General features: G+C 41.0%; 19 protein-coding genes. 11 read left to right on the forward strand and 8 right to left on the reverse strand.

The genetic code is table 11. The features are described 5' to 3' along the window. Nucleotides 1-27: 27 nt before the first annotated feature. Nucleotides 28-1341, reverse strand: a complete 1314-nt coding sequence (locus AAYQ05_RS21290) for a DUF389 domain-containing protein (protein ID WP_343545274.1) — start codon at nt 1339-1341, stop codon at nt 28-30. 483 nt (nt 1342-1824) lie between these two features. Here AAYQ05_RS21290 and AAYQ05_RS21295 point away from each other — a divergent pair, with 483 nt between their 5' ends. From AAYQ05_RS21295 to AAYQ05_RS21315, 5 genes are all read left to right on the forward strand, one after another. Next, nucleotides 1825-3597, forward strand: coding sequence for a chloride channel protein (locus AAYQ05_RS21295; protein WP_281634778.1), 1773 nt, complete (start codon nt 1825-1827; stop codon nt 3595-3597). 181 nt (nt 3598-3778) lie between these two features. Continuing rightward, complete coding sequence (locus AAYQ05_RS21300) at nt 3779-4168, forward strand: hypothetical protein (RefSeq protein ID WP_281632465.1); 390 nt, start codon at nt 3779-3781, stop codon at nt 4166-4168. 158 nt (nt 4169-4326) lie between these two features. Then, on the forward strand, nt 4327-5409 hold the full coding sequence (locus tag AAYQ05_RS21305) for an efflux RND transporter periplasmic adaptor subunit (RefSeq protein WP_129053238.1): 1083 nt from the start codon (nt 4327-4329) through the stop codon (nt 5407-5409). 21 nt (nt 5410-5430) lie between these two features. After that, the gene (locus tag AAYQ05_RS21310) at nt 5431-8637 is read left to right on the forward strand and encodes an efflux RND transporter permease subunit (protein WP_281632464.1); all 3207 of its coding nucleotides are present in this window, start codon (nt 5431-5433) and stop codon (nt 8635-8637) included. Next, nucleotides 8627-10063 carry a TolC family protein gene (locus AAYQ05_RS21315; protein WP_281632463.1) on the forward strand — a complete coding sequence of 479 codons (1437 nt, stop codon included), beginning with the start codon at nt 8627-8629 and terminating at the stop codon, nt 10061-10063. The genes AAYQ05_RS21310 and AAYQ05_RS21315 overlap by 11 nt, the downstream gene beginning before the upstream one ends. A 177-nt stretch (nt 10064-10240) precedes the next feature. Here the strand turns inward: AAYQ05_RS21315 and AAYQ05_RS21320 are convergent, their stop codons facing one another. Then, the gene (locus AAYQ05_RS21320; protein ID WP_281632462.1) at nt 10241-10843 is read right to left on the reverse strand and encodes a murein L,D-transpeptidase catalytic domain-containing protein; all 603 of its coding nucleotides are present in this window, start codon (nt 10841-10843) and stop codon (nt 10241-10243) included. A gap of 440 nt (nt 10844-11283) precedes the next feature. Between AAYQ05_RS21320 and AAYQ05_RS21325 the strand changes: the two genes are divergently transcribed. From AAYQ05_RS21325 to AAYQ05_RS21350, 6 genes are all read left to right on the forward strand, one after another. Next, the gene (locus tag AAYQ05_RS21325) at nt 11284-11697 is read left to right on the forward strand and encodes a hypothetical protein (protein ID WP_281632461.1); all 414 of its coding nucleotides are present in this window, start codon (nt 11284-11286) and stop codon (nt 11695-11697) included. Continuing rightward, nucleotides 11687-12376 (forward strand): VIT1/CCC1 transporter family protein, encoded by a 690-nt coding sequence (locus tag AAYQ05_RS21330; protein ID WP_281632460.1) that lies wholly within the window; start codon nt 11687-11689, stop codon nt 12374-12376. Before AAYQ05_RS21325 ends, AAYQ05_RS21330 begins: the two co-directional genes overlap by 11 nt. A 112-nt stretch (nt 12377-12488) precedes the next feature. Next, on the forward strand, nt 12489-12926 hold the full coding sequence (locus tag AAYQ05_RS21335; RefSeq protein WP_129053232.1) for a thioredoxin family protein: 438 nt from the start codon (nt 12489-12491) through the stop codon (nt 12924-12926). After that, entirely contained in the window at nt 12910-13860 is a 951-nt protein-coding gene (locus tag AAYQ05_RS21340; protein ID WP_343545275.1) for an FAD:protein FMN transferase, read from the forward strand. The genes AAYQ05_RS21335 and AAYQ05_RS21340 overlap by 17 nt, the downstream gene beginning before the upstream one ends. Continuing rightward, entirely contained in the window at nt 13857-14090 is a 234-nt protein-coding gene (locus AAYQ05_RS21345; protein ID WP_281632458.1) for a DUF4266 domain-containing protein, read from the forward strand. Before AAYQ05_RS21340 ends, AAYQ05_RS21345 begins: the two co-directional genes overlap by 4 nt. A 17-nt stretch (nt 14091-14107) precedes the next feature. Continuing rightward, on the forward strand, nt 14108-15292 hold the full coding sequence (locus AAYQ05_RS21350; RefSeq protein ID WP_281632457.1) for a DUF3570 domain-containing protein: 1185 nt from the start codon (nt 14108-14110) through the stop codon (nt 15290-15292). Nucleotides 15293-15985: 693 nt separating this feature from the next. Here the strand turns inward: AAYQ05_RS21350 and AAYQ05_RS21355 are convergent. From AAYQ05_RS21355 to AAYQ05_RS21380, 6 genes are all read right to left on the reverse strand, one after another. After that, nucleotides 15986-16207: a hypothetical protein gene (locus tag AAYQ05_RS21355; protein WP_281632456.1), complete on the reverse strand. Its 222-nt coding sequence runs from the start codon at nt 16205-16207 to the stop codon at nt 15986-15988. Between the two features lie 233 nt (nt 16208-16440). Beyond that, nucleotides 16441-16881 (reverse strand): putative outer membrane beta-barrel protein, encoded by a 441-nt coding sequence (locus AAYQ05_RS21360; RefSeq protein ID WP_281632455.1) that lies wholly within the window; start codon nt 16879-16881, stop codon nt 16441-16443. A gap of 596 nt (nt 16882-17477) precedes the next feature. Continuing rightward, complete coding sequence (locus AAYQ05_RS21365; protein WP_281632454.1) at nt 17478-17723, reverse strand: hypothetical protein; 246 nt, start codon at nt 17721-17723, stop codon at nt 17478-17480. A gap of 274 nt (nt 17724-17997) precedes the next feature. Then, entirely contained in the window at nt 17998-19488 is a 1491-nt protein-coding gene (locus AAYQ05_RS21370) for a DUF1254 domain-containing protein (RefSeq protein ID WP_343545276.1), read from the reverse strand. Between the two features lie 15 nt (nt 19489-19503). Beyond that, the gene (locus AAYQ05_RS21375; RefSeq protein WP_343545277.1) at nt 19504-20958 is read right to left on the reverse strand and encodes a DUF1254 domain-containing protein; all 1455 of its coding nucleotides are present in this window, start codon (nt 20956-20958) and stop codon (nt 19504-19506) included. 444 nt (nt 20959-21402) lie between these two features. Further along, nucleotides 21403-23320 (reverse strand): CLIPPER-2 domain-containing protein (locus AAYQ05_RS21380; protein WP_343545278.1); only part of this gene is annotated, 1918 nt, incomplete at its 5' end.

The raw sequence follows: 23320 nt of genomic DNA on the forward strand, positions 1-23320 counted from the left end.
TCATACCTTGATCTATGCGCCATAAGGCTACTTCTCGCGGCGGTAGAGCACCACGTTTTTGACGCCCAGCCTTTCATTGAGCCAGGTCCTGAACTTCTCCTTATCGGCCTGTCTGATTGGTTTTGCCGCGTCATATGCCACAGCAGTCACCTCGGCAAGCGAATCGTTTTTTAATGCGGCCTGCTGGCGCACAATGGCCAGGGAACTTACTTCGGGAAACAATATTCGGATTTCCTTCAGAAATGAGGCATTATCGAACTCATAGCGCGAGAGCTGCTTCTGGAGCTGCATGATCTTCACATCCTTTGCATTGAGCTCATTCTCACTGCTTTTGATCTGGCTCAGGATATCGCCCTTCAGCGCACTGAAACGGTCGGTGCTGTCTTGCCTGATAATCAGTTGGGCACCCTTCAAAAACTGGTTCTCACCCATTTTTTTTCTCAGAAGGCCCATTTCGGAATCTGTAAATCTCTTGGAAAGGAAAGCCAGCTCCAGCACTTTCCCCTTTGGAGCATAGGAAGTCTTTTTATAAACCATCGTGTAGCCTTTAGCTGTGAACTCCTGATCGGCGAAAAGGTCTGCACTTTTGATGAACTGCTGCTTCTCATACAGCGTATAGGCAAGATAGGCGCTCGGGATAATCATAACGGTAATGAGTACGGAAATGAAAATTCTGACTTTTCTCTGCTGTCCCTTGTCCACAGCCTCTTTGGCAGGATATTTAAGATATTTTACAATCAGGAAAGTGGATATGCCGATAAACACGCAATTTATGCAGTACAGGTAGAAAGCGCCTAGGAAAAAAGGCCACTGCATAGTGGCAATGCCGTAGCCTGCCGTACAGAGCGGCGGCATGAGGGCCGTGGCGATGGCGACCCCGGGAATGGGATTTCCCTTTTCGGTCCTGGTGACGGCAATCACGCCCACCAGCCCCCCAAAGAAGGCAATAAGTATATCATATATATTGGGAGATGTGCGTGCAAGCAGTTCGGACTGCACTTCCTTGAAGGGGCTCAGGTAAAAATAGACCGTCGAGAAAAGAAGGCTTACCAGAGTGGCATTAAGCAGGTTGCGCAACGATTTTTTTAGCAGGGAAAAATCATAGATTCCCAGGGCAAAACCCGCCCCCACTATCGGTCCCATCAGCGGGGAAATCAGCATCGCACCTATGATCACCGCTGTAGAGTTCACATTAAGCCCCACAGAGGCAATAATGATCGCACAGGCCAGTATCCAAAGATTGGCGCCTTTGAAATCAATATTTTTCTTGACACTCTCAAGGGTCTTACCCTTGTCGTCTTCATCCTCATGGAGGGTGAAAAATCCTGAAAATTTCTCCATAATCTGCTTCTTGATAAAATTTCTGTATTTTGAATTTAAAAAAAATATGCATATCATCCAAAACAATTGTGAAATTGCCCTGCAGACCATCTGGAGAAGACCGGATGCAGGTACAGTGTTGCGGCATGTATATTGGGACTTTAGATCGAAAGCTGGATCCCCATGAAATAAGGCGGAAGAAGCTGATATTATGCATTTTCACCCAATAGCCTTTTTTGAACTTAGAAAATCAGCATTCCTTTAAATTCGGCGCTCCCAACCGCATAGAGAAAGGAAAAACAGAACTCTGTAAAGGATAAGGAATTATCGGCTCTGGATACCTCATGGAAGCTAAAAGCAGTGCTATCAATAAATTGTTTGTTAAAATCTGATGCTGAAACAAAGCTGTGGCGTATCTTTGAAAAAATTGCCCCTATAATCCCGCAGCGCTTATTGCCGCATTTAAAATCAATGCACGGGCGCGCGTACACAGTTTTCACTTTCATGTTTAAAAAAAAGCTTTTACAGATTGAGGCCCTTCTTATTGTAGGAAGAAAAAAAATGTCTCCCAAACAGTTTATATTTCTGGCCAGCGTCCTTGTCGGGATCACTTCCGCCTTGGCCGTCATACTCCTAAAATCATTTGCCCATTCGGTTTATCAGGCCGCTGCATATGCCAACAGCATACTAAAGCTGAGCTTTATCAACTCAGTGCTTCCCGTTATAGGGATCCTGCTCACGGTGATGGCCACCAGAAGGCTCCTTGGAGGGACCATTGAAAAAGGCACTTCCCAAATCCTGTATCTGGTAGCCCGCAAAGCCAGTATTGTTCCCAAAAAACAGCTTTATGCGCAGATTCTCACAAGTTCCCTCACAGTGGGGCTTGGAGGCTCGGCCGGGCTTGAAAGCCCAATTGTGGTTACAGGAGCCGCTTTCGGTTCCAATTTTGCCCAGCAGTTCCGATTAAGCTACAAAGACAGGACGCTCCTTCTGGGCTGCGGAGTCGCGGCCGGAATCGCCGCTGCTTTTAATGCGCCCATAGCAGGGGTGCTGTTTGCCGTTGAAGTGCTTCTGGTGGATGTGACCATAGCAGCCTTTACACCGATTATGATCGCCGCCGCAACCGGCGCCCTGGTTTCTGCAATCCTGCTTAACGAAAATATACTGCTCAGCTTCCGCCAAAAGCAGACTTTTGATTACCACAACATCCCACTGTATATCCTTCTGGGCCTGTTTACAGCTTTTCTTTCGGTCTATTATTCAAGGAATTTTCTCAAAACCGAGCACTATTTTGCAAACCTAAGGCTCGGTGCATATAAAAAAGCGCTTTTCGGCGCTCTGGTCCTCGGACTTCTCATTTTTGCATTTCCAGTCCTGTTTGGTGAAGGATACGAAAGCATCAAATCTCTGGCCGACCGCAATCCGGGCGAACTTCTGGAAAATACCCTCTTCAAGGACTTCAGCTCCAATCAATGGGTGCTTCTGGCTTTTGTGGGGGCATCAATGATGCTCAAGGCTTTCGCATCAGGCATTACCCTTGGCAGCGGAGGCAACGGAGGAAATTTTGCGCCATCGCTTTTTCTGGGCTCATATGCCGGATATTTTTTTTCTAAATTCCTTAACCTTACCGGACTGACCGACCTTCCTGTAAGCAATTTTGCCATAGTGGGCATGGCGGGAATACTCAGCGGACTCTTTCATGCCCCTCTTACAGCCATATTTCTTATTGCAGAAATCACAGGCGGATATGATCTGATCATCCCGCTTATGATTGTCGCCTCGATAAGCTTTGCAATCTCAAAACGTTTTGAAAAGCATTCCCTGGATGTAAAAGGGTTGGTAAAAAAAGGGAATGTCTTTACCAGCAACAAGGACACCAATATCCTCTGGACCCTTAAAATGGACGCCATACTGCAGAATGATCCCAAAACGCTTGCTCCTGAGGATGACATCCACATGGTTCGCAGTGTGATAAAAGCTTCCGATCAGGGAATGTTTGCCGTGACTTCTGGGGAAAAACTGCTCGGCGTGGTCTATTTCAGCGATATAAAGGAATTTATATTCAATGATACCGATATCAGGGCGAAAGACCTAATGGCCGCCCCGATGGAAATCGTTTATTATAATGACAGTATGGAGACCGTAATGCAGAAGCTGGAAAAAAGCAGCAGGTCCTATCTTCCGGTTCTCAAGGAGGATCTCTATTGCGGCTATATAGACAAGGGCGCTGCATTGGAAGCCTACCGAAATCAGCTTAAATCCATGATTTTTGAATAATTTCCCCCAGTAGAAATACAGCAGATAAAACCCAAAAGATAAAAATTTAATCTCTTGAAGCTAGTAAAAAAATCAATCTGCAAAATAAAGGAAGCATAAAATCCGAAATCAGCATTTCTATGTTTATTTTAGATCTCAGGCATTGCTTTTAAGGAATCCTTTCAGTAAATTTGTAGCTCTTATGAAGAATTGGTACACTAAATTATTCGTTTCTATTGTCATTCTTTTAAATGGATATGGCAGCACTTATGCACACAATAACATTGTTTTATTTAAAAAGTTTTCTTTTTGCACTGTTATTAATAATGCTCAAAATGAAGCCAGTTTAAATCGTGGACGTTCATTTGAATCCTTTAAAAGGAAAATGTGCCTTTTTGATAATGAAGAAAATGAAGAGAACTTTTCTTCGGTGCAAAAACAGCTTGTCAAAAGCAATTACTTTTCATTTTTTCACATCAGCAATCATTTTGCCGTTTCTGCGACTGCTTTTACCCAGAAAGTAAATGACTGCAAAATCTTTAGTTTACTTTATAATAAAGTATATCTCCTGTTTCAGGTTTTCAGAATTTGATTTTTGCTATCGCTATTTCAAAATAGCCGATTCCTTTATTGTTCTATCCTCTGTGTTCTAATTTAGAAAATAGAAGGATACGAGCTACTATGGTCTATTTCCGAAGGCCTTTTTACTTAAAAATCAAAAATAAATTACGTTTTAATGCTGAAATAATTATGAAGAGAATTTTCATGATCATGACTTTATGCGCCTTAGTTTTTGCGGGCTGCAATTCAAAAAAAGAAGAAGAAAAAGAGGAAAAAACCAAATTTCTGGTTACCAGTCCGATTGAAAAAGATACTACAATTACAAAAGATTATGTATCTCAGATACACTCTATCCAACATATTGAAATAAGAGCCCAAGAGCGCGGCTATCTTGAAAAAATCTACGTTGACGAAGGACAAATGGTAAAAAAAGGACAGCTCTTGTTTAAAATCATGCCTGCACTTTACGAAGCAGAAATGAAAAAATCTAAAGCAGAAGTAAGTTTCAGCGCAATTGAATACCAAAATGCCAAAAAACTAGCCGATGAAAAAGTGGTTTCTCCAAACGAACTGGCAATGGCAAAAGCCAAACTGGAAAAAGCAGATGCCGAACTGGCCTTAAGCAAAGTTCATCTTCAGTTTACAGAAATCAGAGCTCCTTTTGACGGCATTATAGACAAATTTCATGTTCGTCAGGGAAGTCTAGTTGACGAAGGAGAATTGCTGACAGAATTGGCAGACAACAGCTCAATGTGGGTTTACTATAATGTTCCTGAGTCTGAATATCTGGATTATCAAGAAAAAGCAGAGAAAAACGGCAAAATGAAAGTAAATCTTCTAATGGCCAACAACAAAAAGTTTCCCTACACCGGTGTAGTAGAAACTATTGAAGCCGATTTTGACAATGAAACGGGAAACATTCCTTTCAGAGCTGTTTTTCCTAATCCGAAGAGATTATTAAGACACGGTGAAACGGGAAGCATTCAGATGCCTATTGATTTGAAAAATGCAATGCTGATCCCTCAGAAAGCCACATTTGAGGTTTTAGATAAAAAATATGTCTATGTGATTGACAAAAACAATGCAGTAAAATCCAGAGAAGTTGTTATTGCTGCCGAAATGCCCCACCTATTCGTAATTAAAGAAGGCTTGTCAATTAATGATAAAATACTTTTAGAGGGACTTCGTCTTGTAAAAGAAAATGAAAAGATAAACTACGAAGTTGTAAAACCTCAGTCGGTACTGTCAAATTTAGGACTCTATGCAGAATAACCGAATCTAAAAAAAGAACACATGTTTAATAAATTTATTCATAGACCCGTTTTTGCAATTATAATTTCGATTATAATTGTCTTTATAGGCACGCTTTCAATCAAGCAGCTTCCAATATCGCAATTCCCGCAAATTGCGCCCACGACCGTAAACATCTTTATCGCTTATCCGGGTGCAAGTGCCGATGTACTGGTAAAATCCACTTTAATTACATTAGAGAATTCACTAAACGGCACGCAAGGCGTTCGTTATATGGCAACAGATGCCACGAGTGCTGGAGAAGCGACACTTAGAATCATATTTGAACCAGGAACAGATCCTAATGAAGCCGTAATCAGGGTTAAAACAAGGGTAGATCAGGTAATGCCATTATTACCTGAACTGGTTCAGCGTGAAGGAGTTGTTATTACTCCTATACAGCCAAGTATGCTAATGTATGTCAATCTTTACTCGAAAAGCAAAAGCATGGATGAGAAATTCCTCTATAACTATGCCGATGTCAAAATGATTCCAGAAATCAGCCGTGTAAAAGGTGTTGCGAGAACACAGATCTTAGGAAGCCGCAAATACGCCATGCGTGTATGGCTGAATCCGGACAGAATGAGAGCTTATAAAATTTCTGTTGAAGAAGTTATGCAAGCACTTCAGGAACAAAGTATCATTGGCCGTCCAGGTCGATTAGGACAAAGTTCTGGTATAGCAGCGCAATCTCTAGAATACGTATTAACTTACAAAGGGAGATACGACGAACCTAAACAATATGAAAATGTAATTGTACGCGCCAATTCTGAAGGTGAAAGCATTCGCTTAAAAGACATTGCAAAAGTAGAATTAGGAAGTGAGTTTTTCGATATTTACTCCAATTTAGATGGCCATCCTTCTGCCGCAATTGTATTAAAACAAAACTACGGAAGTAATGCAAGTGACGTAATCAATGATGTAAAAGCAAAACTGGAAGAAATGAAAGCGAGTTTTCCTCCAGGAATGGATTATAAAATCAGTTATGACGTTTCGCAATTCTTAGATGCTTCTATTGATCAAGTGGTTCATACTTTGAGAGATGCATTCATTTTGGTTGCTTTGGTTGTGTTTATATTTTTAGGAGATTGGCGTTCTACTTTAATTCCGATTATAGCGGTTCCTGTATCGTTGATTGGGGCTTTCTTTGTTATTCAGCTGTTTGGAATGTCAATCAACTTGGTAACGCTGTTTTCTTTGGTACTGGCAATCGGAATTGTAGTAGATAATGCCATTGTCGTCGTCGAGGCCGTCCATGCCAAGTTTGAAGAATTCCCGCATATTACGCCTTATCATGCCGTTAAATTAGTATTGGGCGAAATTGGAGGTGCCATTATTGCTATTACAGCCGTTATGGTTTCTGTTTTTATTCCCGTTTCGTTTATGTCGGGACCGGTGGGAACTTTCTACAGACAGTTTTCGGTTACCATGTCGAGCTCGATTATCATTTCTGCTATTGTAGCTTTGACCCTTACTCCTGTTCTCTGCGCCATTCTTTTGAAAAACAACCATGGAAAAGAGAAAAAAGGAAATATCTTGACAAAATCGCTTGATGCTTTCAACAGATGGTTTGAAAGGCTTACAGGCCGTTATGTTGCTGTTCTAAAAACAATTGTAAGCCGAAGAGTATTGACTTTTGGAATCCTGATTGCGTTTTGCGCTTTCATTTTTATAGAAAACAAAGTGCTTCCTTCAGGATTTATTCCTAGTGAAGATCAGGGAACCATTTACGGAATCATACAAACGCCGCCAGGTGCTACATTAGAAAGAACCAATCAGGTTGCTCAGAAATTGCAGAAAATCTGCGAAAAGGTTGAAGGCGTTGAATCGGTTTCTTCTCTGGCAGGTTACGAAATCATGACCGAAGGTCGTGGTTCTAATGCTGGAACCTGTCTGATTAACTTGAAATCATGGTCAGACAGAAAACATTCTGTAACAGAAATCATGGAAGAACTCGAAAAGAAATCTAAAGATCTGGGTGCTGTTGTAGAATTTTTTGAACCGCCAGCAATTCCTGGATTTGGTTCTTCTGGAGGTTTTTCTATGCGTTTATTAGACAAAACAACCAGCACCAATTATCAGGAATTTGATAAAATCAACAAGCAGTTTATGGCCGAACTGGGCAAACGTAAAGAACTTTCTGGTCTGTTTACTTTCTTTGCCGCCAATTATCCGCAATACGAACTAGAGATTAATAATGATCTGGCTATGCAAAAAGGCGTTTCTATCGGCAAGGCAATGGAAAACCTAAATATTTTAATCGGAAGCACCTACGAACAGGGATTTATCAAATTTGGAAGGTTTTTTAAATTGTATGTCCAATCTGATCCAAAATTCAGAAGGCTACCATCAGATGTATTGAATCTCTTTGTAAAAAATGATCACGGAGAAATGGTGCCTTATTCGGCATTCATGACACTCAAAAAAACGCAGGGCCCTAATGAGATCACACGTTACAACATGTATAATTCTGCCGCTATTCAGGGTCAGCCTGCAAAAGGATACACTACTGCAGATGCCATTAAAGCAGTGCAGGAAACCGCTCTTAAAACACTTCCTAAAGGATACGATATTGCATGGGAAGGTCTTTCTTATGATGAAGCTGGAAGAGGCAATGAATCGCTTTATATCTTTTTAGTCGTATTGGCTTTCGTTTACTTTGTATTGGCGGCACAGTACGAAAGTTTTATTATTCCGCTATCAGTAATTCTCTCTATTCCGGTTGGAATTTTAGGCTCTTTTGTCATTCTGCAGATGATGGGCTTGCAAAACGACATTTATGCACAAATTGGGCTTATTATGCTGGTCGGATTGCTCGGTAAAAATGCCGTATTGATTGTCGAATTTGCCGTCCTCAAACATCAGCAGGGCGCCACAATTCTCGAAGCAGCGATTGAAGGTGCAAAGGTGCGTTTTAGACCAATATTAATGACATCATTTGCCTTTATTGCTGGTTTGATCCCATTAATTTTTGCTTCTGGAGCAGGTGCAATTGGTAACAGAACTATTGGAGGATCTGCGCTTGGCGGAATGCTTTTCGGAACCATATTTGGAGTAATCATTGTTCCTGGACTATACTACATCTTTGGTTCATTGGCACAAGGCCGAAAACTAATTAAAGGAGAAGAAGAAAGTTCATTATCTGATGATTTCATACATCATGTAGATGATTTTTCAATAAACAATCAAACGGAGGAAAATGAAGAATAACAGAAATATAAAATACGCAGGTCTTGCCTGCGTATTACTCTTTATAGCGGGCTGTAAAACAACTTCTATTGTAGAAAAAACAGAAAACAAAACAGTACCAGAAAACTATGCAGATAATGGTTTAGATACTCTAAATACAGGAAAAGTAAAATGGAGAAGCTATTTTACAGATGAAAATTTAGAAAATCTGATTGATATTGCATTGAAAAACAATCAGGAATTAAATATTACACTTCAAGAAATCGAAATTGCAAGAAGCGAAGTAAAAGCACGAAAAGGAGAATATTTACCTTTTGTTGGTTTTAGCGCTGGTGCCGATTTAACCAAATCTGGAAGATACACCAGCACAGGTTCTGGCGAAGCAACAACAGATATTATGCCTGGCAAAGAAACACCTGATCCGCTTCCTAATTATCATTTTGCACTGACTTCAAGTTGGGAAATAGATATTTGGAACAAACTTCATAATGCAAAAAAAGCCGCTTTAAACCGTTATTTAGGTTCTATTGAAGGAAAGAATTTTGTAATTACCAATCTGATTGCCGAAATAGCAGATTCGTATTATGAACTTTTGGCTTTGGACAATCAATTAGAAATCATCAAACAAAACATTGATATCCAAACGAATGCTTTAAAAGTGGTGAAAATACAGAAAGAAGCCGCAAGGGTAAACGAATTGGCTGTACGAAGATTCGAAGCGCAGATTTTAAGCACCCAAAGCCTTCAGTTTGATATTCAGCAGCAGATTACAGAAACTGAAAATAAAATCAATTTTTTATTAGGACGTTTTCCTCAAAAAATTGCCAGAAACAGCAGTACTTTCAGCACGATAACTCCAGCTGATGTTCATGCGGGAGTGCCTTCTCAGCTTTTAGAAAATCGTCCAGATATCAAAAAGGCAGAAATGGAATTAATCGCCGCGAAACTGGATATTAAAGCCGCTAAAGCTAAATTTTATCCTTCGCTAGGCATTTCAGCAGGAATTGGATATGAGGCTTTTAATACCAAATATTTACTGACTTCTCCAGAATCTTTATTGTACTCCATTGCAGGTGATTTAGTAGCACCTTTGATTAACAGAAATGCTATTAAAGCAGAATATCTTACCGCGGGAGCCAAACAGATTCAGGCTGTTTACAATTATGAAAGGACATTGGTTAATGCTTATGTTGAAGTGGCCAACCAATTGTCTAAAATCCAGAATACGGCAAAAAGCTATGACTTAAAGTCAAAACAAGTTGAGGCCTTAAATGAATCTATTCAGATATCTAACAATTTGTTTAGTTCTGCACGAGCAGATTATATGGAGGTTTTATTGACCCAGAAAGATGCTTTGGAATCCAAATTCGAACTTATTGAAACCAAAAAACAGCAGATGAACGCATTTGTTAATGTTTACAGAGCGCTCGGAGGCGGCTGGAATTAGTAGTTTTCATTTTCATTTTTTGAAAAGGAGATTGGCCGAAAGCTGGTCTCCTTTTTGAATTAGCCTCTTATCTTTTGAGTAAAGAGCTATTATGTCCATAATGCAATAGGAAGGCCTCCTGCATGACTCCCTTTAGAATTTGGTGTAAAAAAAATATGCTGCTGCGGCTGACCAATATCAATAATAGACCGAAAGCATAATTTTTGTAGGAGAGCTTTCGATGATTTTTTCAAGCCTTTTAAAAAAAGCTTCGTTTACCATAGGGCATCCATGGCTGTTGATGATATAATACCCCTGCTCTTCGGAGGGAACCTCTTTATAGCAATGCAGCACAATGGCACGCTTCATGGCATTGCTGTTGGTCGGGTCCAGTCCCGCAAGACGGTAAGCTTTTCCAAAAATGCCTTTATAAGATCTCTCCACAGAATATCTTCCAAGAGAGGTGCAGTTGGATTCAGGCATATTGCTGAACTGTAGAATGTCTCCTTTAATGCCGGTCTCCGAGCCTTTTCCATGGGCCACCAGTCCCTGGTCGATAATCTGGCCATGCTCAAGATCGTAAACAAAAAAACGGTTTTTCCCCGACTTGATCTTCATATCCACCAGAAAAGCAATTCTGCTGTTGTACTTAGGATTTGAGGAAATGAAGGCTTTTATGTCACTGACATGATCAGTGAGCCTTGCCAGTTCAAGCTCATCCAGCGCATCTTCCCGCTCTAAAATATGGAAAGAAGAAAAGGAGCTTAAAGAGAAAATCATCGCAATAAAAAATAGTCTCATATACTGTAAGCTGTAATTTAGTAGTGGTTGATTGCATATGAATATAAAATGAAATGATGCTGCATAAATTAAGTATGCATTTTCATAATTACCATTTCTTGCGTTAAAGATATCATAATTTTTGCAAAAATCAATACATTGTAGCCTTTTTTCTCTTGCACTGCATATAAAAATCCGGGACCTTGCCGCGTCACTCCCTTGTCATATTCAATTAAAGACAATACAGTTCTCAAACCAGCCCGCATGTTTATTTGGTTATTAACAACCCTGTGTGCAAAGCTTTCAGGTCCTTTGCAGTCTTGCTTTGATTGCAGGCTGACATGCGACGATATGGAATAAGAATACGATTTCCTGTTAAATTTAGAATCATTCTAATGGCCTTATCGCCATATCCAAAGAGGATTTAAGCTAATTTTATTATGAATTTCAAGCCGCCTTAAATGAGTATTGCTGATAAAGACCGTATGCAGAGAGTCCTTATGGAAATAGATAATAAAATCAACAGTTTGAACAATCAGAAAATAACTGCTTTATTTGATGCCATGGGACTCAGGGACAGAGAAGATATCCCCAAAGATTTCCTTGACTGGGAAAGCATCCTCATTGTTGTACCCAGCCGCAATATCCTGAATGAAATCAAAAATTTCAAAAATTCAATCTCCGGGATCTCTTTTGTGGTAAACCCCCATGCGCAGCAGATTCATATCTATGACTTCAACGAATGGAAAAACAGCACCAGAAATAAAACTCAATTCCAGATCAGGGAAATGATGAAAACCAATTTTGGCGGTACTCAAAAAAAATCTGAAGACCGCGACTGGGTAAAACTGCTAAATAAAAATTATGGAATCTGAGATTCATTACATCAACAGAAGCGGCTGGCTAAGGGCCGCAGTCCTTGGGGCAAATGACGGGATCCTTTCAACCACGAGCCTTACGATCGGTGTTGCAGCAGCAAGTGTAACCCGAGAACCTATTCTTCTCGCTGCAGTGGCAGGCCTGGTGGCAGGCGCCCTGTCCATGGCAGCAGGCGAATATGTATCAGTTAGCTCGCAGTCTGATGTTGAATCCGCTGATCTGGAAAGGGAAAAAATGGCCCTAAGGGATATGCCCCAGGAGGAACTGGAAGAATTGGCAGAGATTTATATAAAAAGAGGGCTCAATGAAAAATTGGCCAGGCAGGTGGCTTCTGAACTAATGGCTCATGACGCCCTAGAAGCCCACGCAAGGGATGAATTGGGGATCAACGAAATCACGCAGGCCAATCCCCTGACTGCCGCCTTTGCATCGGCAGTATCTTTTATCATTGGAGGTTTTCTTCCGCTGCTGGTGGCAATTTTTGCTCCCCTTAAAGACATGATTTTTTATCAATACGGTTTTTCGATTGTCTTTTTGGCTTTTTCAGGAATATTGGCCGCCAAGGCCGGAGGCTCAAATATCCCCAAAGCAGTCCTTCGGATCTGCATCTGGGGCACCTTTGCTATGGCAGCCTCAGCCCTGGTCGGATATATTTTTGGAGTCCAGACTGCCTGAAGCAAGAAAACAGGGCTTATAACCGCTTAAAACATTAATCTAATCTTAAGCGAACCGCAAAAATAACAAACCATACCTTTCGTTATTTCGTATATATCAAAAAAAGAAAAAGATGAAGCTGATTACTTTATTCCTTACAATGGCAATGGCGTTTTCCATAAACTGGGAACCAGATTTCAATAATGCGAAAAAAACTGCGGAAAAAGACCATAAACTGATCCTTCTGAACTTCTCGGGCTCAGACTGGTGCGGTCCATGCATTGTGCTTCGCAGGGATTATCTCGAAAGCCAGGGATTCACCGATATGGCAAATGAAAACCTGGTGCTGGTCAATGCTGATTTTCCAAGAAAAAAGAAAAATATAGGAACAGCTGATCAGGTAAAACGCAACGAGGATCTGGCCGAAATATACAACAAGGAAGGAAGCTTTCCCCTGACGCTTCTTCTTGATGCACATGGCAGGGTGATCAAAACCTGGCACGGAAAACCCGATGCATCGCCTGAACAGTGGACTGCCGAAATAAAAGCGATCTGTGAGAGCCGAAAATAACATAGCAAACAAGCAGAAATATTCGAAATCCCTAAAACTGATGGGCAACAGCTTTACCATAACAGTTGTTGCCGTGAATGAAAAAACAGGAAATGAGAATATCGATCTGGCCATTGAGGAAATCAGACGCATCGAAAGGCTTCTGACCACATTTAAAGAAGACAGCCAGACCAATCTGATCAATGATAATGCTGGAATAGGGGCCGTAAAAGTAGATCTGGAAGTCTTCAGCCTTATCGAAAGGTCTATCGGGATTTCGAGAATCACACAAGGCGCATTTGATATTTCCTACGGAAGCATCGACAAGAGCCTTTGGAATTTTGACAGAACCATGACCAGCCTTCCTGATGCCCAGACGGCTCTCAAAATGGTACACCTTATTGATTACCGAAATATCATCCTTGACAGGGAAAATACAACCGTATTCTTAAAAGAAAAAGGAATGAGGATCGGTTTTGGAGGTATCGGAAAAGGATATGCCGCAGAAATGGCAAAACAAATCCTTATAAAACATAATGTGCAGAGCGGCATCATCAATGCCAGCGGAGACCTTTCCGCCTGGGGCCTGCAGCCCGACGGCAGGAAATGGACCATCGGGGTGGCCGATCCCGACTCGCCCAATGCCGCTTTTTCTTATATGGAAATTTCCAACAAGGCGGTGGCGACATCCGGCAACTATGAAAAATTCGTGACCATTGACGGCAAAAAATACTCGCATACCATCGACCCAAAAACGGGCCTTCCCATAACCGGAATCAAAAGCGTCACCATTATCGCATCCAATGCAGAATTTGCTGATGCAATGGCCACTCCAATTGCTGTTATGGGCATCAAGGCAGGCTTGTTTCTAATAGATCAGATCCCTGATCTGTACTGCATAATAATTGATGACCACAATAAAATTTACACATCCAAAAACATTAATCTGAAATGAAAAAGCCAAAGCAAAAAATTCCCGTACCATTATGCGGTACTGCTCTTGCCGTGCTGCTGCTTGCCTCCTGCACTTCGGTGAAGGAATACCAGAAGGGAAAACTCAACGATTCCGAAATGGTACTCTCCAACAGGAAAATCGAAAAAACCGAACTCAGTTTCCAATCCTACCGCGAGGGAGCTTCCGGGGCGAATTCAGGAAAAAGCGGCGGCGGCTGCGGCTGCAACTAATATTCATACGCTGAAAAATGAAAAGAATATTCATAACAGGATATGCCTTATTGGCGTTGTTCCAATTGAGGGCACAAACCGTTCCTGCTGATTCAACGGCTTATAAAAGCAAAAAATTAAAACTCGAAGAGGTGAATCTGGTATCAAGCTATTACAAGCAGGACGGAAACAATTCTGCCGTTACGGGCGGAATCGGTTCGGAGCACCTTACCGATATTGCCAATACCATTGATGTAAAACTGGTAAAGTACGGCCAGACAGGGATCAAGCATACTTTTGATATTGAAGCGGGAATTGACCATTATACCTCCGCCTCGTCCGATATGATTGATCTGAGCGCCAATTCATCCGCTTCTTCATCAGACAACCGATTTTACCCTTCGTTGACTTATCTGAGAGAAAATGAAGAGAAAGGAAGAACTTACGCTGTTGGAGTTTCCTCTTCAACCGAGTTTGATTACCAGTCTTTTGGAGGGAATATCGCCTTCTCTCAAAAAACCAAAAACAAAAACGGTGAATTTACAGCCAGGTTTCAGACTTTTATCGATCAGCTGAAACTCATTGAGCCTGTTGAACTTCGTCCATCCGGAAGCGAGGGCTACGGCAGTGCCAATAGAAATACTTTTGCCGGAACACTGAGTTATTCCCAGATCATCAATAAAAATTTACAAATATTGCTTGTAGGAGATGTAATAAGCCAGAATGGCTACTTAAGCCTTCCTTTTCACAGGGTTTATTTTGCTGACGGCTCTGTTCATCAGGAGAAAATGCCTGACACCAGACTTAAAATTCCGCTTGGCATCAGGGCCAGTTATTTCTTCGGGGACAATATAATTATTCGTGCCTATTACAGATATTACACAGACGACTGGAGCCTGAAAGCGCATACCGCTGATCTTGAAATTCCGGTAAAATTGACCCAGGCCTTTTCATTAAGCCCGTTTTACCGCTATTACACCCAAAGCGGAACCAAGTATTTCAAGCCTTATGGCCAGCATACAGCCGCTGATGAATTCTACACCAGCAATTATGATCTGTCCAAGTTTGACAGCAGCTTCTTTGGAATGGGAATGAAATTTACTCCTCCAAATGGCATATTTGGTTTAAAACACTGGAATACTTTGGAGATTCGTTACGGCCATTATACCAGAACCACTAATATGACCTCGGATATTATCAGCATCAATATTAAATACAAATAAAATTAGAATAAAAACAAGGAGCCCGATTTTAATTTTAACGATCGGGCTTTGTATTTGTTTGAAACAACTCTATGGTTTTAAATCAAATAATAAAATTAGAGGGCTTAAATAATAAATGTAAATGACATTGCCCAAGCACAAATAAATTTAATATTATTGCATTTAAATATTAAATCTATAGAATAACTGTGGTGGAGTTCCCTCCAAAGTGCCACAAAAACTAAAGCGCTTTTACCAGTAATCGATCATTCCAAGTTGCGGCATACTCGTGGCACACAACTTTTCAAATGCCTCTTAAATTCATTAAACTTATACTCTTATCTACTAAGTTTGAATTGCAGGACATCCCTCTGATGAATCAGAAAACTTGTAAATTATTCCAAAAACAGATAGTTTTTTTCCTCACTTAATTACTTAATGACTTGCTGCTCCACTAAGGTCAATTATTGGTTTAGTTCTGAATTGTCTTTCTAGATTTTTAGCCCCGATTGCTTCGCCAGCTCGCTTCGCTCTTGTGCAGAGGAAATCCTTTTGTACCGTTTTTCGGCAAAAAAGATTGGAAAGTATAGCGGGAAAAGCTCCTGAAAACTTTTATTATGAAGTCACAGATAAATCCTGTCCGATCAACTGATCGAGCGGCGGCAGGGCCATTCAATCATCAGTCCACTGAAATTGCCATATTTCCAGCATTGGCTAATATTCTATGCTCAACTCATCGACTATGATCGGACTTGTTGAGATTCCCTGCTCACTTATCAGGACGATGTATCCCCAATTGCTCACCTTACTGCGTTTTAGCTCATTGACCGTTTTTGAAACTTCCAAAGCATCGGGAAAGTGTTTGGAATATTTGGCTGCGGCATCCTCTTTGCTGACAAACCTGCCGTCAAAAAATGCTTTAATGATTATCTTCATAGGGCTTTTTTTATTAATAGATGATTTGGTGAGAGAAAGCCAAAGCCGTTTATCTTCCCTTATTTCAAGTGTTGTCCATAAAGCTCGTGCAATGAAACAGATATTGGAATAGCCTGTCGCCTAAAAACAGTCCGAAGGCGTGCTTTGATATGTTTTGCGATTTCTACGTTCAAAGGCCAGACCTTAAAATCGCGTTCAAGCAGAGCAATCCATATATGCCGAAACCTATGCCATTAAAGTTTCAGGGTCAGTCCTATCCCGGGCGAAAATCCTGAAACATTCCCGCCTCCTATTTCTACATAAACGCCCCATTTTTCGTTCCAAAACCATCTTCCGCCTATCTGCAGGCCTACATTGAAATCGCTTCCGTCATGGCCATTATTGCCATGGTCATCCCTCAAATCAAAAGAATAGCCTACGTTGGCTCCGCCATATACGTCCCAGGCATCATCAGTAATGCCAAATACATGGTCGAAATAATAATTTCCCTTTACCCCGGCATTGAGCCAGTCAAGATCCAGCGTGGTCCCGACTCCCGGGGCAATGGTTATGTCCCTGTGGACAGGTATTTCATAATTTATTCCTACAAGGCCAAAATTCAATTCCTTTCTGGCCTGCGCAAATACACTTGCAAAACATAATACTGCAAAAATTGATAGCGTAATTTTTCTCATGTTTTTTCTTTTTTAAATGTTACACTCAAATTTAATTAAATTGTCTAATAAAACTTTAAAAATAAGCAATACATATCACATTATCAAACAATTAAGATTGCAATACTCTTAGGAGAGAAATAAATCAATTTTTAGCTCTGATGGAACAACAATCAATTAATTCATGGCGTACAATGAAAGACAATCCTGCTTTAACTATAGTACGCCAATTTCTTCAAATCATCCAAAAATGATGTTGTAATTTGTCCCGTCGAGGTCACAAAGCCAAATGGCGCCAATTAAAGACAATTGGCGCCATTTTTTTATTAAACATAACTGCTGATGGACTACAGCTGAAAATTGATTTATTCCTCACTAAAATAAAGCACAAAATAGCCCCGATAGAAGCGGAAATCCTTCTGCGCCGGGGTCCGGGCAGAAGATTGAAGCGCATAGCGGGAAAAAGCTCCCTAAAACATATAATAACTGGAACCTAATAATGTTTTATCCGGCTAAAAAATTAATTGCCCCAGCCCAAAAAACGCAGGATCTTTGATAAAAGTAAAAAGCCCGCCTGCTTTATAGCCGGCGGGCTGTGGTTTATACAGACATTTTGACTATTTGATGCTGATCGTCTCCAGAAGATTTTCCTGATCGATAAAAGCCGCTATATACTGCCGCGCTTCATTTCGTTTCTCCAAAGGAGTTTCAAATGTATTGATATGGAACTCCTCGTCCTGGTCCAGGATATGGATGATCTCGGTATATCCTTTTGAAATCAGGTTCCCTTTGAGTTTAAGTATGGTGTGCTGCTGGCGGGCATCCAAATCTTTTCTCACCTGTAGTTGTATCGCTTTTTCCATTGTGAAAGATCTGTTGGTTTTTATGTCATATTCTATTCAAATTTAGTGATTTTGATTGTAGGCAGATCTGCTGATGCGTCAAAAAAATGGGAGTCCGTAAAGTGAAAACTTTAAAAGACCCATACAGCAGATTTTTCATCTGTTTTAAATTTGCGGCAAGTAGTTGGCGTATGCTGTTCTTAAAACAAAAACGTAGAAAAAAGAGCCTGGGCACGTTTAAGCCATAAATGTACTATCAAACCCAAACTGCTTTTAAAGCTACAATCTCAAAACATCATTCAACTTTTATTACTGCCGGCGGAGTCCAGTTTCCATTTACTACTTCCTCCTTTGGCCAGTAAGTGCGGAGATAAAGCGAAAAATCCCCCTTTTCAACGGCCGGAAGCCAATTGTTTTGGGTTTTCGCATCAGTCGGAACTGATTGAATATAAATGGTCAGCGAACCGTCCGGATTATATGCCATTGTCTTGTTCTTTGTCCCCAATGAATATCTGTTGAGCTTGTTGATTTCAAAAAAGTGATGCTCGTTATATAATGTAAGCGACCAAAATCCATTAACAGGTGGCAGCTGCCCTTTGGCAAAAGTAATTTTATATTTGTTCGAGCTGTTTAATCGGGCACCTTCTGAATCCAGATCCTGATAAAAGTAGCGTGTTTCATTTGGGGCATTGACCAGGATATTGGATTTGGCTACCGCAGTGCGCGTAAAATAATCCGTGCCCCACGATGCGCCGTTCGTTACCCCTGACCAGTGAAAAGGCAATTGGATCCCCCAGTTGCGGAATTCCATTAAAGGTTTTATTACTTCACGCTCTGTCTCAACGGCTGCATCGATCATCGCCTGCTTCAGTTTTGGGTCTTTCTTGGCGGCTTCCACTACAGCAAGTATCTGCTTGTATTTCGCCTCTTCGCCCGGCAGTGGCTTTGCATCTGCCAGCACGATAGGAAGCTCGTCAAAAAATGTCTGGGGGTTCACCCATACCGCTTCTTCTTTTCCTCCTTCGCCTCCGGGAAGTTTCTTGATATTGGCCCAATCGATGGTTTTCATTTTGCCGTCATAATCAGACAAGGGATACATAACCACTGATTTGAGTACCTCCTGAATTGCTTTTCGATCTTCTTTTGTGTCATCCAGAAAAACACGGGGCCCCACCAGTCCAGTATTGGTTGACGAGCGGAAAACTTTTATTATTCCCTTAGGCACCTCTCCTTTCCAGTCCGGTCCGGCCAATAAATAAAATCCCGGCTTATTATCGTACATCTTTCCCAATTTTGCGAAACTTTCGGTGCGCAGATCAACTATCTGGTAGACCCAGAAACGTTTGCCAAAATCAGGCACTTGCACCACAACGGGCGATTGGTCCAAAGCAAGGCATCCAATACCGTAAACCACATCCTGGTTCGGGCAGGCTATGGCACGTTCTGTCGGTATCACATAATCGGTAAGCATGGTAAACTGATTCAGCGGAGCCATTAGCAAAGGTCCGGACAGGGCCAGCTCTTTTACATCCTTGAAAGCCATTCGGCGGTTGTACATATTTACCAGCGGCCATGCCCAAAAATAGGCATCTTTAGCCGCCAAAGCGGCATACTCTTGAGTAATTTTTACATTGGTGTCGGGTCCCATTGGCGGCTGAGCTGCTCCCTTGGCTGGAATTAGGCTGTCGATTCCCTTAGAATTGGATGCTTCCGCACCTACATTTTTCTTTTGGTTGCATGCCGTTAATGCGATAATTAAAATCACGCAGATGAGTTTCTTTTCCATAAGTTTAGCAATTGATTATTTAACCTCTTCTATATCTCCAAGTTTCCATATCCTATCGAAAAAAGGTTTTTCCGGGCCGTAAATCCTAAATAATACTTCAAATTTTCCTTTAGGGTCCGTTGGGATCCAATTTGATTCCTTGCCTGCAGGGGATTTTGGGCCAAAGTAAATATCAACCGAGCCATCTGTGTTCTTTTGGATCTCTGTCGCATTCGATGCTCTGCTTGCGCGCGGCAGATTTTTGATAAGGCAATGTGTTGTCCGGTCGTAGACTGTTGCCGACCAGTATTGTTTGGTGGGCACATTTGCAGGCACGTGGAGCATATAGGTTTTATCGCCGTCAAGCGCGCGGCCTTCCTTGTCTTTTTCTGCAATAAGATATATTTGCGCTGTACCCAGGCGTTTTATGCCTACATAACCGATTGAATAGGTTAATGCACGGGCATCTGTAGGATAAATATCAGATTCCGCATATCCCGAAGATCCCGCCTTAACGAGTTCCGGCATTGCGGGAACAGCCCATTTTGCATCAGGATTTATCGGAGGGAAGCCTTTTTCAAGCATTGCTTCCAAATAGTCATGCGCACTATTTGCCGCCGCATTCAGAATCTCGGTGGTTCGTGCATCAGGGTTATAGGGTTTCCCTTTTTCAATGCCTATGCTTTTTAGTTTATCAATCATCGCCTTATCGCGCACCAGCATAGGCTGGCTTTGCACAATGCGGTTAAGAGAGATGAAAAACCGGCTGTTGTAGGGGATGACGGAATTGTAAAGCACATCCTTCACGTCTGTATATTTTGTTTCGCCGGGATTATTGGCTTTAGCAAGCGGATATAGTTTTAGCTGTTTGCCGTAATTGACGGCATTCACTATATCGGCATCACTGTGGCTGGGCAGGTTGGAGCGGAATAATCCATAACCCTCATAGGTATCGGCTTTCAGCACAATGTATCCTTTAGGAATATTTTCCTTATAGTCAGGCGGCAGTATCAGATATTTGCCGCCAGCGCCTTTATCGGCTCCGTAAGGTCCTGCATCTTCAAGGGGCATCTGCCAGATATTGTCAATATTGGCGGCAAAGGAGCCATTTTTTGCCGCAGGAACATCTATAACTATTGGCCCTGCATCCTTTGTGTTGAAAAAAAACATAAAGTAAATCGCGTCGGGATTTGGCGTTAGCGTCTGATTATGCCAGTCTACGGGTTTTGACCAAAATATGATCTCATTTTGTTTCCCTTTGGTGCTGCCCAGCATTGCCTGAAGCATAAGATCATAATTAACGGCAGGCATGCCCCATACTAAAGCTTCGATTGCGCGTTGGTAAACCATCTGTTCCTTGATGCTGGCAGGTTTGAATTCTGCCGAAACAGCACCCTCAATATCGGCTTTCTCACCGGAATTTGCTGATGGTGTTTGGTTGCATGCCGCCAATAGCAGGACAAATGAAAAAACAAAGAGACTTTTTTTCATAATATATCAAATTTTATCAGTTATATATCTTCTTCTTTCGTTATGCAGCCATCAAAAAAAACATGCCTATAATAATGCCATTTAAAACTACAGCACTCTTCCAGCCTTTAAGCTATCATATTTAACATCAAACAATTACATAAAAATAACAAAAAAATCTTACAGCATTATTTTTTCCAGTTTTTTTTTTTAAATATGAAATTTAATAGAAATGCAAAATACGGCCCCCCGCTATTAGGGGCTCTTCCTATTTTTTACAAAAAACTAAGGCAGCCCTGGCGACACAATCTGATTAAGAATGGCAAAATACTGGTTTGGCAATGCCGCATTTGTTAAAGGACATATATCGCTATTTCAAAAAAGCTTCATTTTTATCGCAGAAAGCCTTAAATCTAAAAACACTCCAAACAGCATTTATTTAAAATATGTTTGAAGTGTTTTTTATTATTGATTCATGCTTAAATAAAGATAACCTGCCGTTGTTATTTCTCTCTCCTCTGAATTTTGATATCTGACGATATAATAATATGTTCCTGTTGGAAGTCCTTTGCTTTGATTAATCACCGCCCTTCCATTAGAGTAGCCCTCAAATGCATTGCTCTCATTATTGTATCCATCGGTGTGAAAAACAACTACACCCCATCGGTTATAAATTTCAACCGTATTTTTTGGATAACATTCTATTCCGTCAATTTTTAAAGTATCATTTATACTGTCTCCATTTGGAGAAATTGCATTGTGAACGACTACTTGGCAACCCACTATATCAAGAACTGTCGGATCATTGTCCTCGTTGGTAGGCGACGATTTATCAGACAAGTCATTAACATCTTCCCCATTAGGGTTTACAGGTGTAGGCGGTCCGGTAGCTTCTGCCAAAGCCTGATTGACGACCTGTCCTTTTGCCAAATCACCTGAAGTGAGAACGTAGTCTGCTCGATAAAGCCACTTCTCGTTTGTATCCAGATATCCGTTTGAATTGAGATCACCAGTTTTATTGCCCGAATCTACAGGATCAAGAGTAGGTGCCGATAATCCAGGAAGAGGGTCAGTCACTCTCACATTGCTTAAACGGGTATTTCCAATATTGCTCACAGTAAAAAGATAACTAATGACATCCCCAACTTTTGCATTATTGAAATTTCCGCTGAATGAAGCAATTTCTTTAATAATTGCAATTTTTGGAATATTTGGCAACGGCACTACAGTACATGTCGGGCAATTTGGATCATAATATTCATCACCAGGCTTAACAGGATCAGTTGGATCTTCAGATGTATCTGTAACAACTGTACCTCCTGGATTATCTGGTGTCGGAGGTGTATTTCCTTGTGCAATTGCGCTATTGTAAACCACTCCCTTCTCAAAATCTGATTCCTTGATTGTATAAATTAACTCAGCCCTGCCCGTTTGTCCAGGATCCAAAGTGCCAGGTGTTACCGATAAATTAGTTATACCTAAAAATTGATCATTAATTTTTACATTTTCCAATCTGATATTTCCTGTATTCTGCGCCGCAAAAGTGTATGTAATTGTTTCATTGACATCTGGAAAACCATTTCCGTTGCTATCATTAGAAGCAGAGAAAGAAGCATCTTTATATAATAAAATTGAAGGCTGTGGTATAATTGGAGTCAAAATCACACTATCTTGATCATTTTCTGATGGATCGTTGTTGTTTGGAGTTGAATTCGGATCAAAATTATCCGAAGCATTTATTTGCGCTACATTTTTGTATTCATCCGCAGTCCCAGTCGAAGTATTGACTCGGACCTTGTAAACCAATGAAACAGAATTATTAACTGAAATATTAAAAGTTGGCCATGTAATTGTATTACCAGATAACACTCCACCGTTGTTTGCACTAATAAAAGTATAACCAGACGGCAATACATCATTTGCACGTACACCTGTGGCGTCATTTGGCCCAAGATTACTTACCGTTATGGTAAAATCAACCTGATCGCCAACGAAAGGCGACATATTGCTTACAGTTTTCGTCAAAGCAATATCTGAACACAAAATAATTGCTAGCTCTACTTTTAAAGCATTGCCAATACTATTTTCGCAAATAGCATTATTTTGAACAGTAACATAATAAGAGGTATTGGCTGTAATAGCTGGGGTCACAAAAGTAGTTCCTGTATAAAGCAAAACAGACAAATTAACATCTTGATACCATTTGAAAATAGGATTACTGATAGCACTAGTAGCTGTAATTGAAGCACTGCCTCCTGTACATAACGAAGCATTTGCTGTGCTTACCGAAATATCAGAAGCCAAAGCCAAAGGATTAACCGTCACCACTACCGCTTTTCTGGTATTGACGGCATTCTCGCACACACCATCCCCGCTCACGCTC

Origin of the sequence: Flavobacterium movens (genome assembly GCF_039581425.1) — a bacterium.
In the GTDB taxonomy this organism is placed as follows: Bacteria; Bacteroidota; Bacteroidia; order Flavobacteriales; family Flavobacteriaceae; genus Flavobacterium; species Flavobacterium luteolum.

Bases quoted from the DNA above. Each gene is read 5' to 3' on its own strand.
- AAYQ05_RS21290 (WP_343545274.1), bottom strand. From the start codon at position 1,341: ATGGAGAAATTTTCAGGATTTTTCACCCTCCATGAGGATGAAGACGAC.
- AAYQ05_RS21295 (WP_281634778.1), top strand. From the start codon at position 1,825: ATGTTTAAAAAAAAGCTTTTACAGATTGAGGCCCTTCTTATTGTAGGA.
- AAYQ05_RS21300 (WP_281632465.1), top strand. From the start codon at position 3,779: ATGAAGAATTGGTACACTAAATTATTCGTTTCTATTGTCATTCTTTTA.
- AAYQ05_RS21305 (WP_129053238.1), top strand. From the start codon at position 4,327: ATGAAGAGAATTTTCATGATCATGACTTTATGCGCCTTAGTTTTTGCG.
- AAYQ05_RS21310 (WP_281632464.1), top strand. From the start codon at position 5,431: ATGTTTAATAAATTTATTCATAGACCCGTTTTTGCAATTATAATTTCG.
- AAYQ05_RS21315 (WP_281632463.1), top strand. From the start codon at position 8,627: ATGAAGAATAACAGAAATATAAAATACGCAGGTCTTGCCTGCGTATTA.
- AAYQ05_RS21320 (WP_281632462.1), bottom strand. From the start codon at position 10,843: ATGAGACTATTTTTTATTGCGATGATTTTCTCTTTAAGCTCCTTTTCT.
- AAYQ05_RS21325 (WP_281632461.1), top strand. From the start codon at position 11,284: ATGAGTATTGCTGATAAAGACCGTATGCAGAGAGTCCTTATGGAAATA.
- AAYQ05_RS21330 (WP_281632460.1), top strand. From the start codon at position 11,687: ATGGAATCTGAGATTCATTACATCAACAGAAGCGGCTGGCTAAGGGCC.
- AAYQ05_RS21335 (WP_129053232.1), top strand. From the start codon at position 12,489: ATGAAGCTGATTACTTTATTCCTTACAATGGCAATGGCGTTTTCCATA.
- AAYQ05_RS21345 (WP_281632458.1), top strand. From the start codon at position 13,857: ATGAAAAAGCCAAAGCAAAAAATTCCCGTACCATTATGCGGTACTGCT.
- AAYQ05_RS21350 (WP_281632457.1), top strand. From the start codon at position 14,108: ATGAAAAGAATATTCATAACAGGATATGCCTTATTGGCGTTGTTCCAA.
- AAYQ05_RS21355 (WP_281632456.1), bottom strand. From the start codon at position 16,207: ATGAAGATAATCATTAAAGCATTTTTTGACGGCAGGTTTGTCAGCAAA.
- AAYQ05_RS21360 (WP_281632455.1), bottom strand. From the start codon at position 16,881: ATGAGAAAAATTACGCTATCAATTTTTGCAGTATTATGTTTTGCAAGT.
- AAYQ05_RS21365 (WP_281632454.1), bottom strand. From the start codon at position 17,723: ATGGAAAAAGCGATACAACTACAGGTGAGAAAAGATTTGGATGCCCGC.
- AAYQ05_RS21370 (WP_343545276.1), bottom strand. From the start codon at position 19,488: ATGGAAAAGAAACTCATCTGCGTGATTTTAATTATCGCATTAACGGCA.
- AAYQ05_RS21375 (WP_343545277.1), bottom strand. From the start codon at position 20,958: ATGAAAAAAAGTCTCTTTGTTTTTTCATTTGTCCTGCTATTGGCGGCA.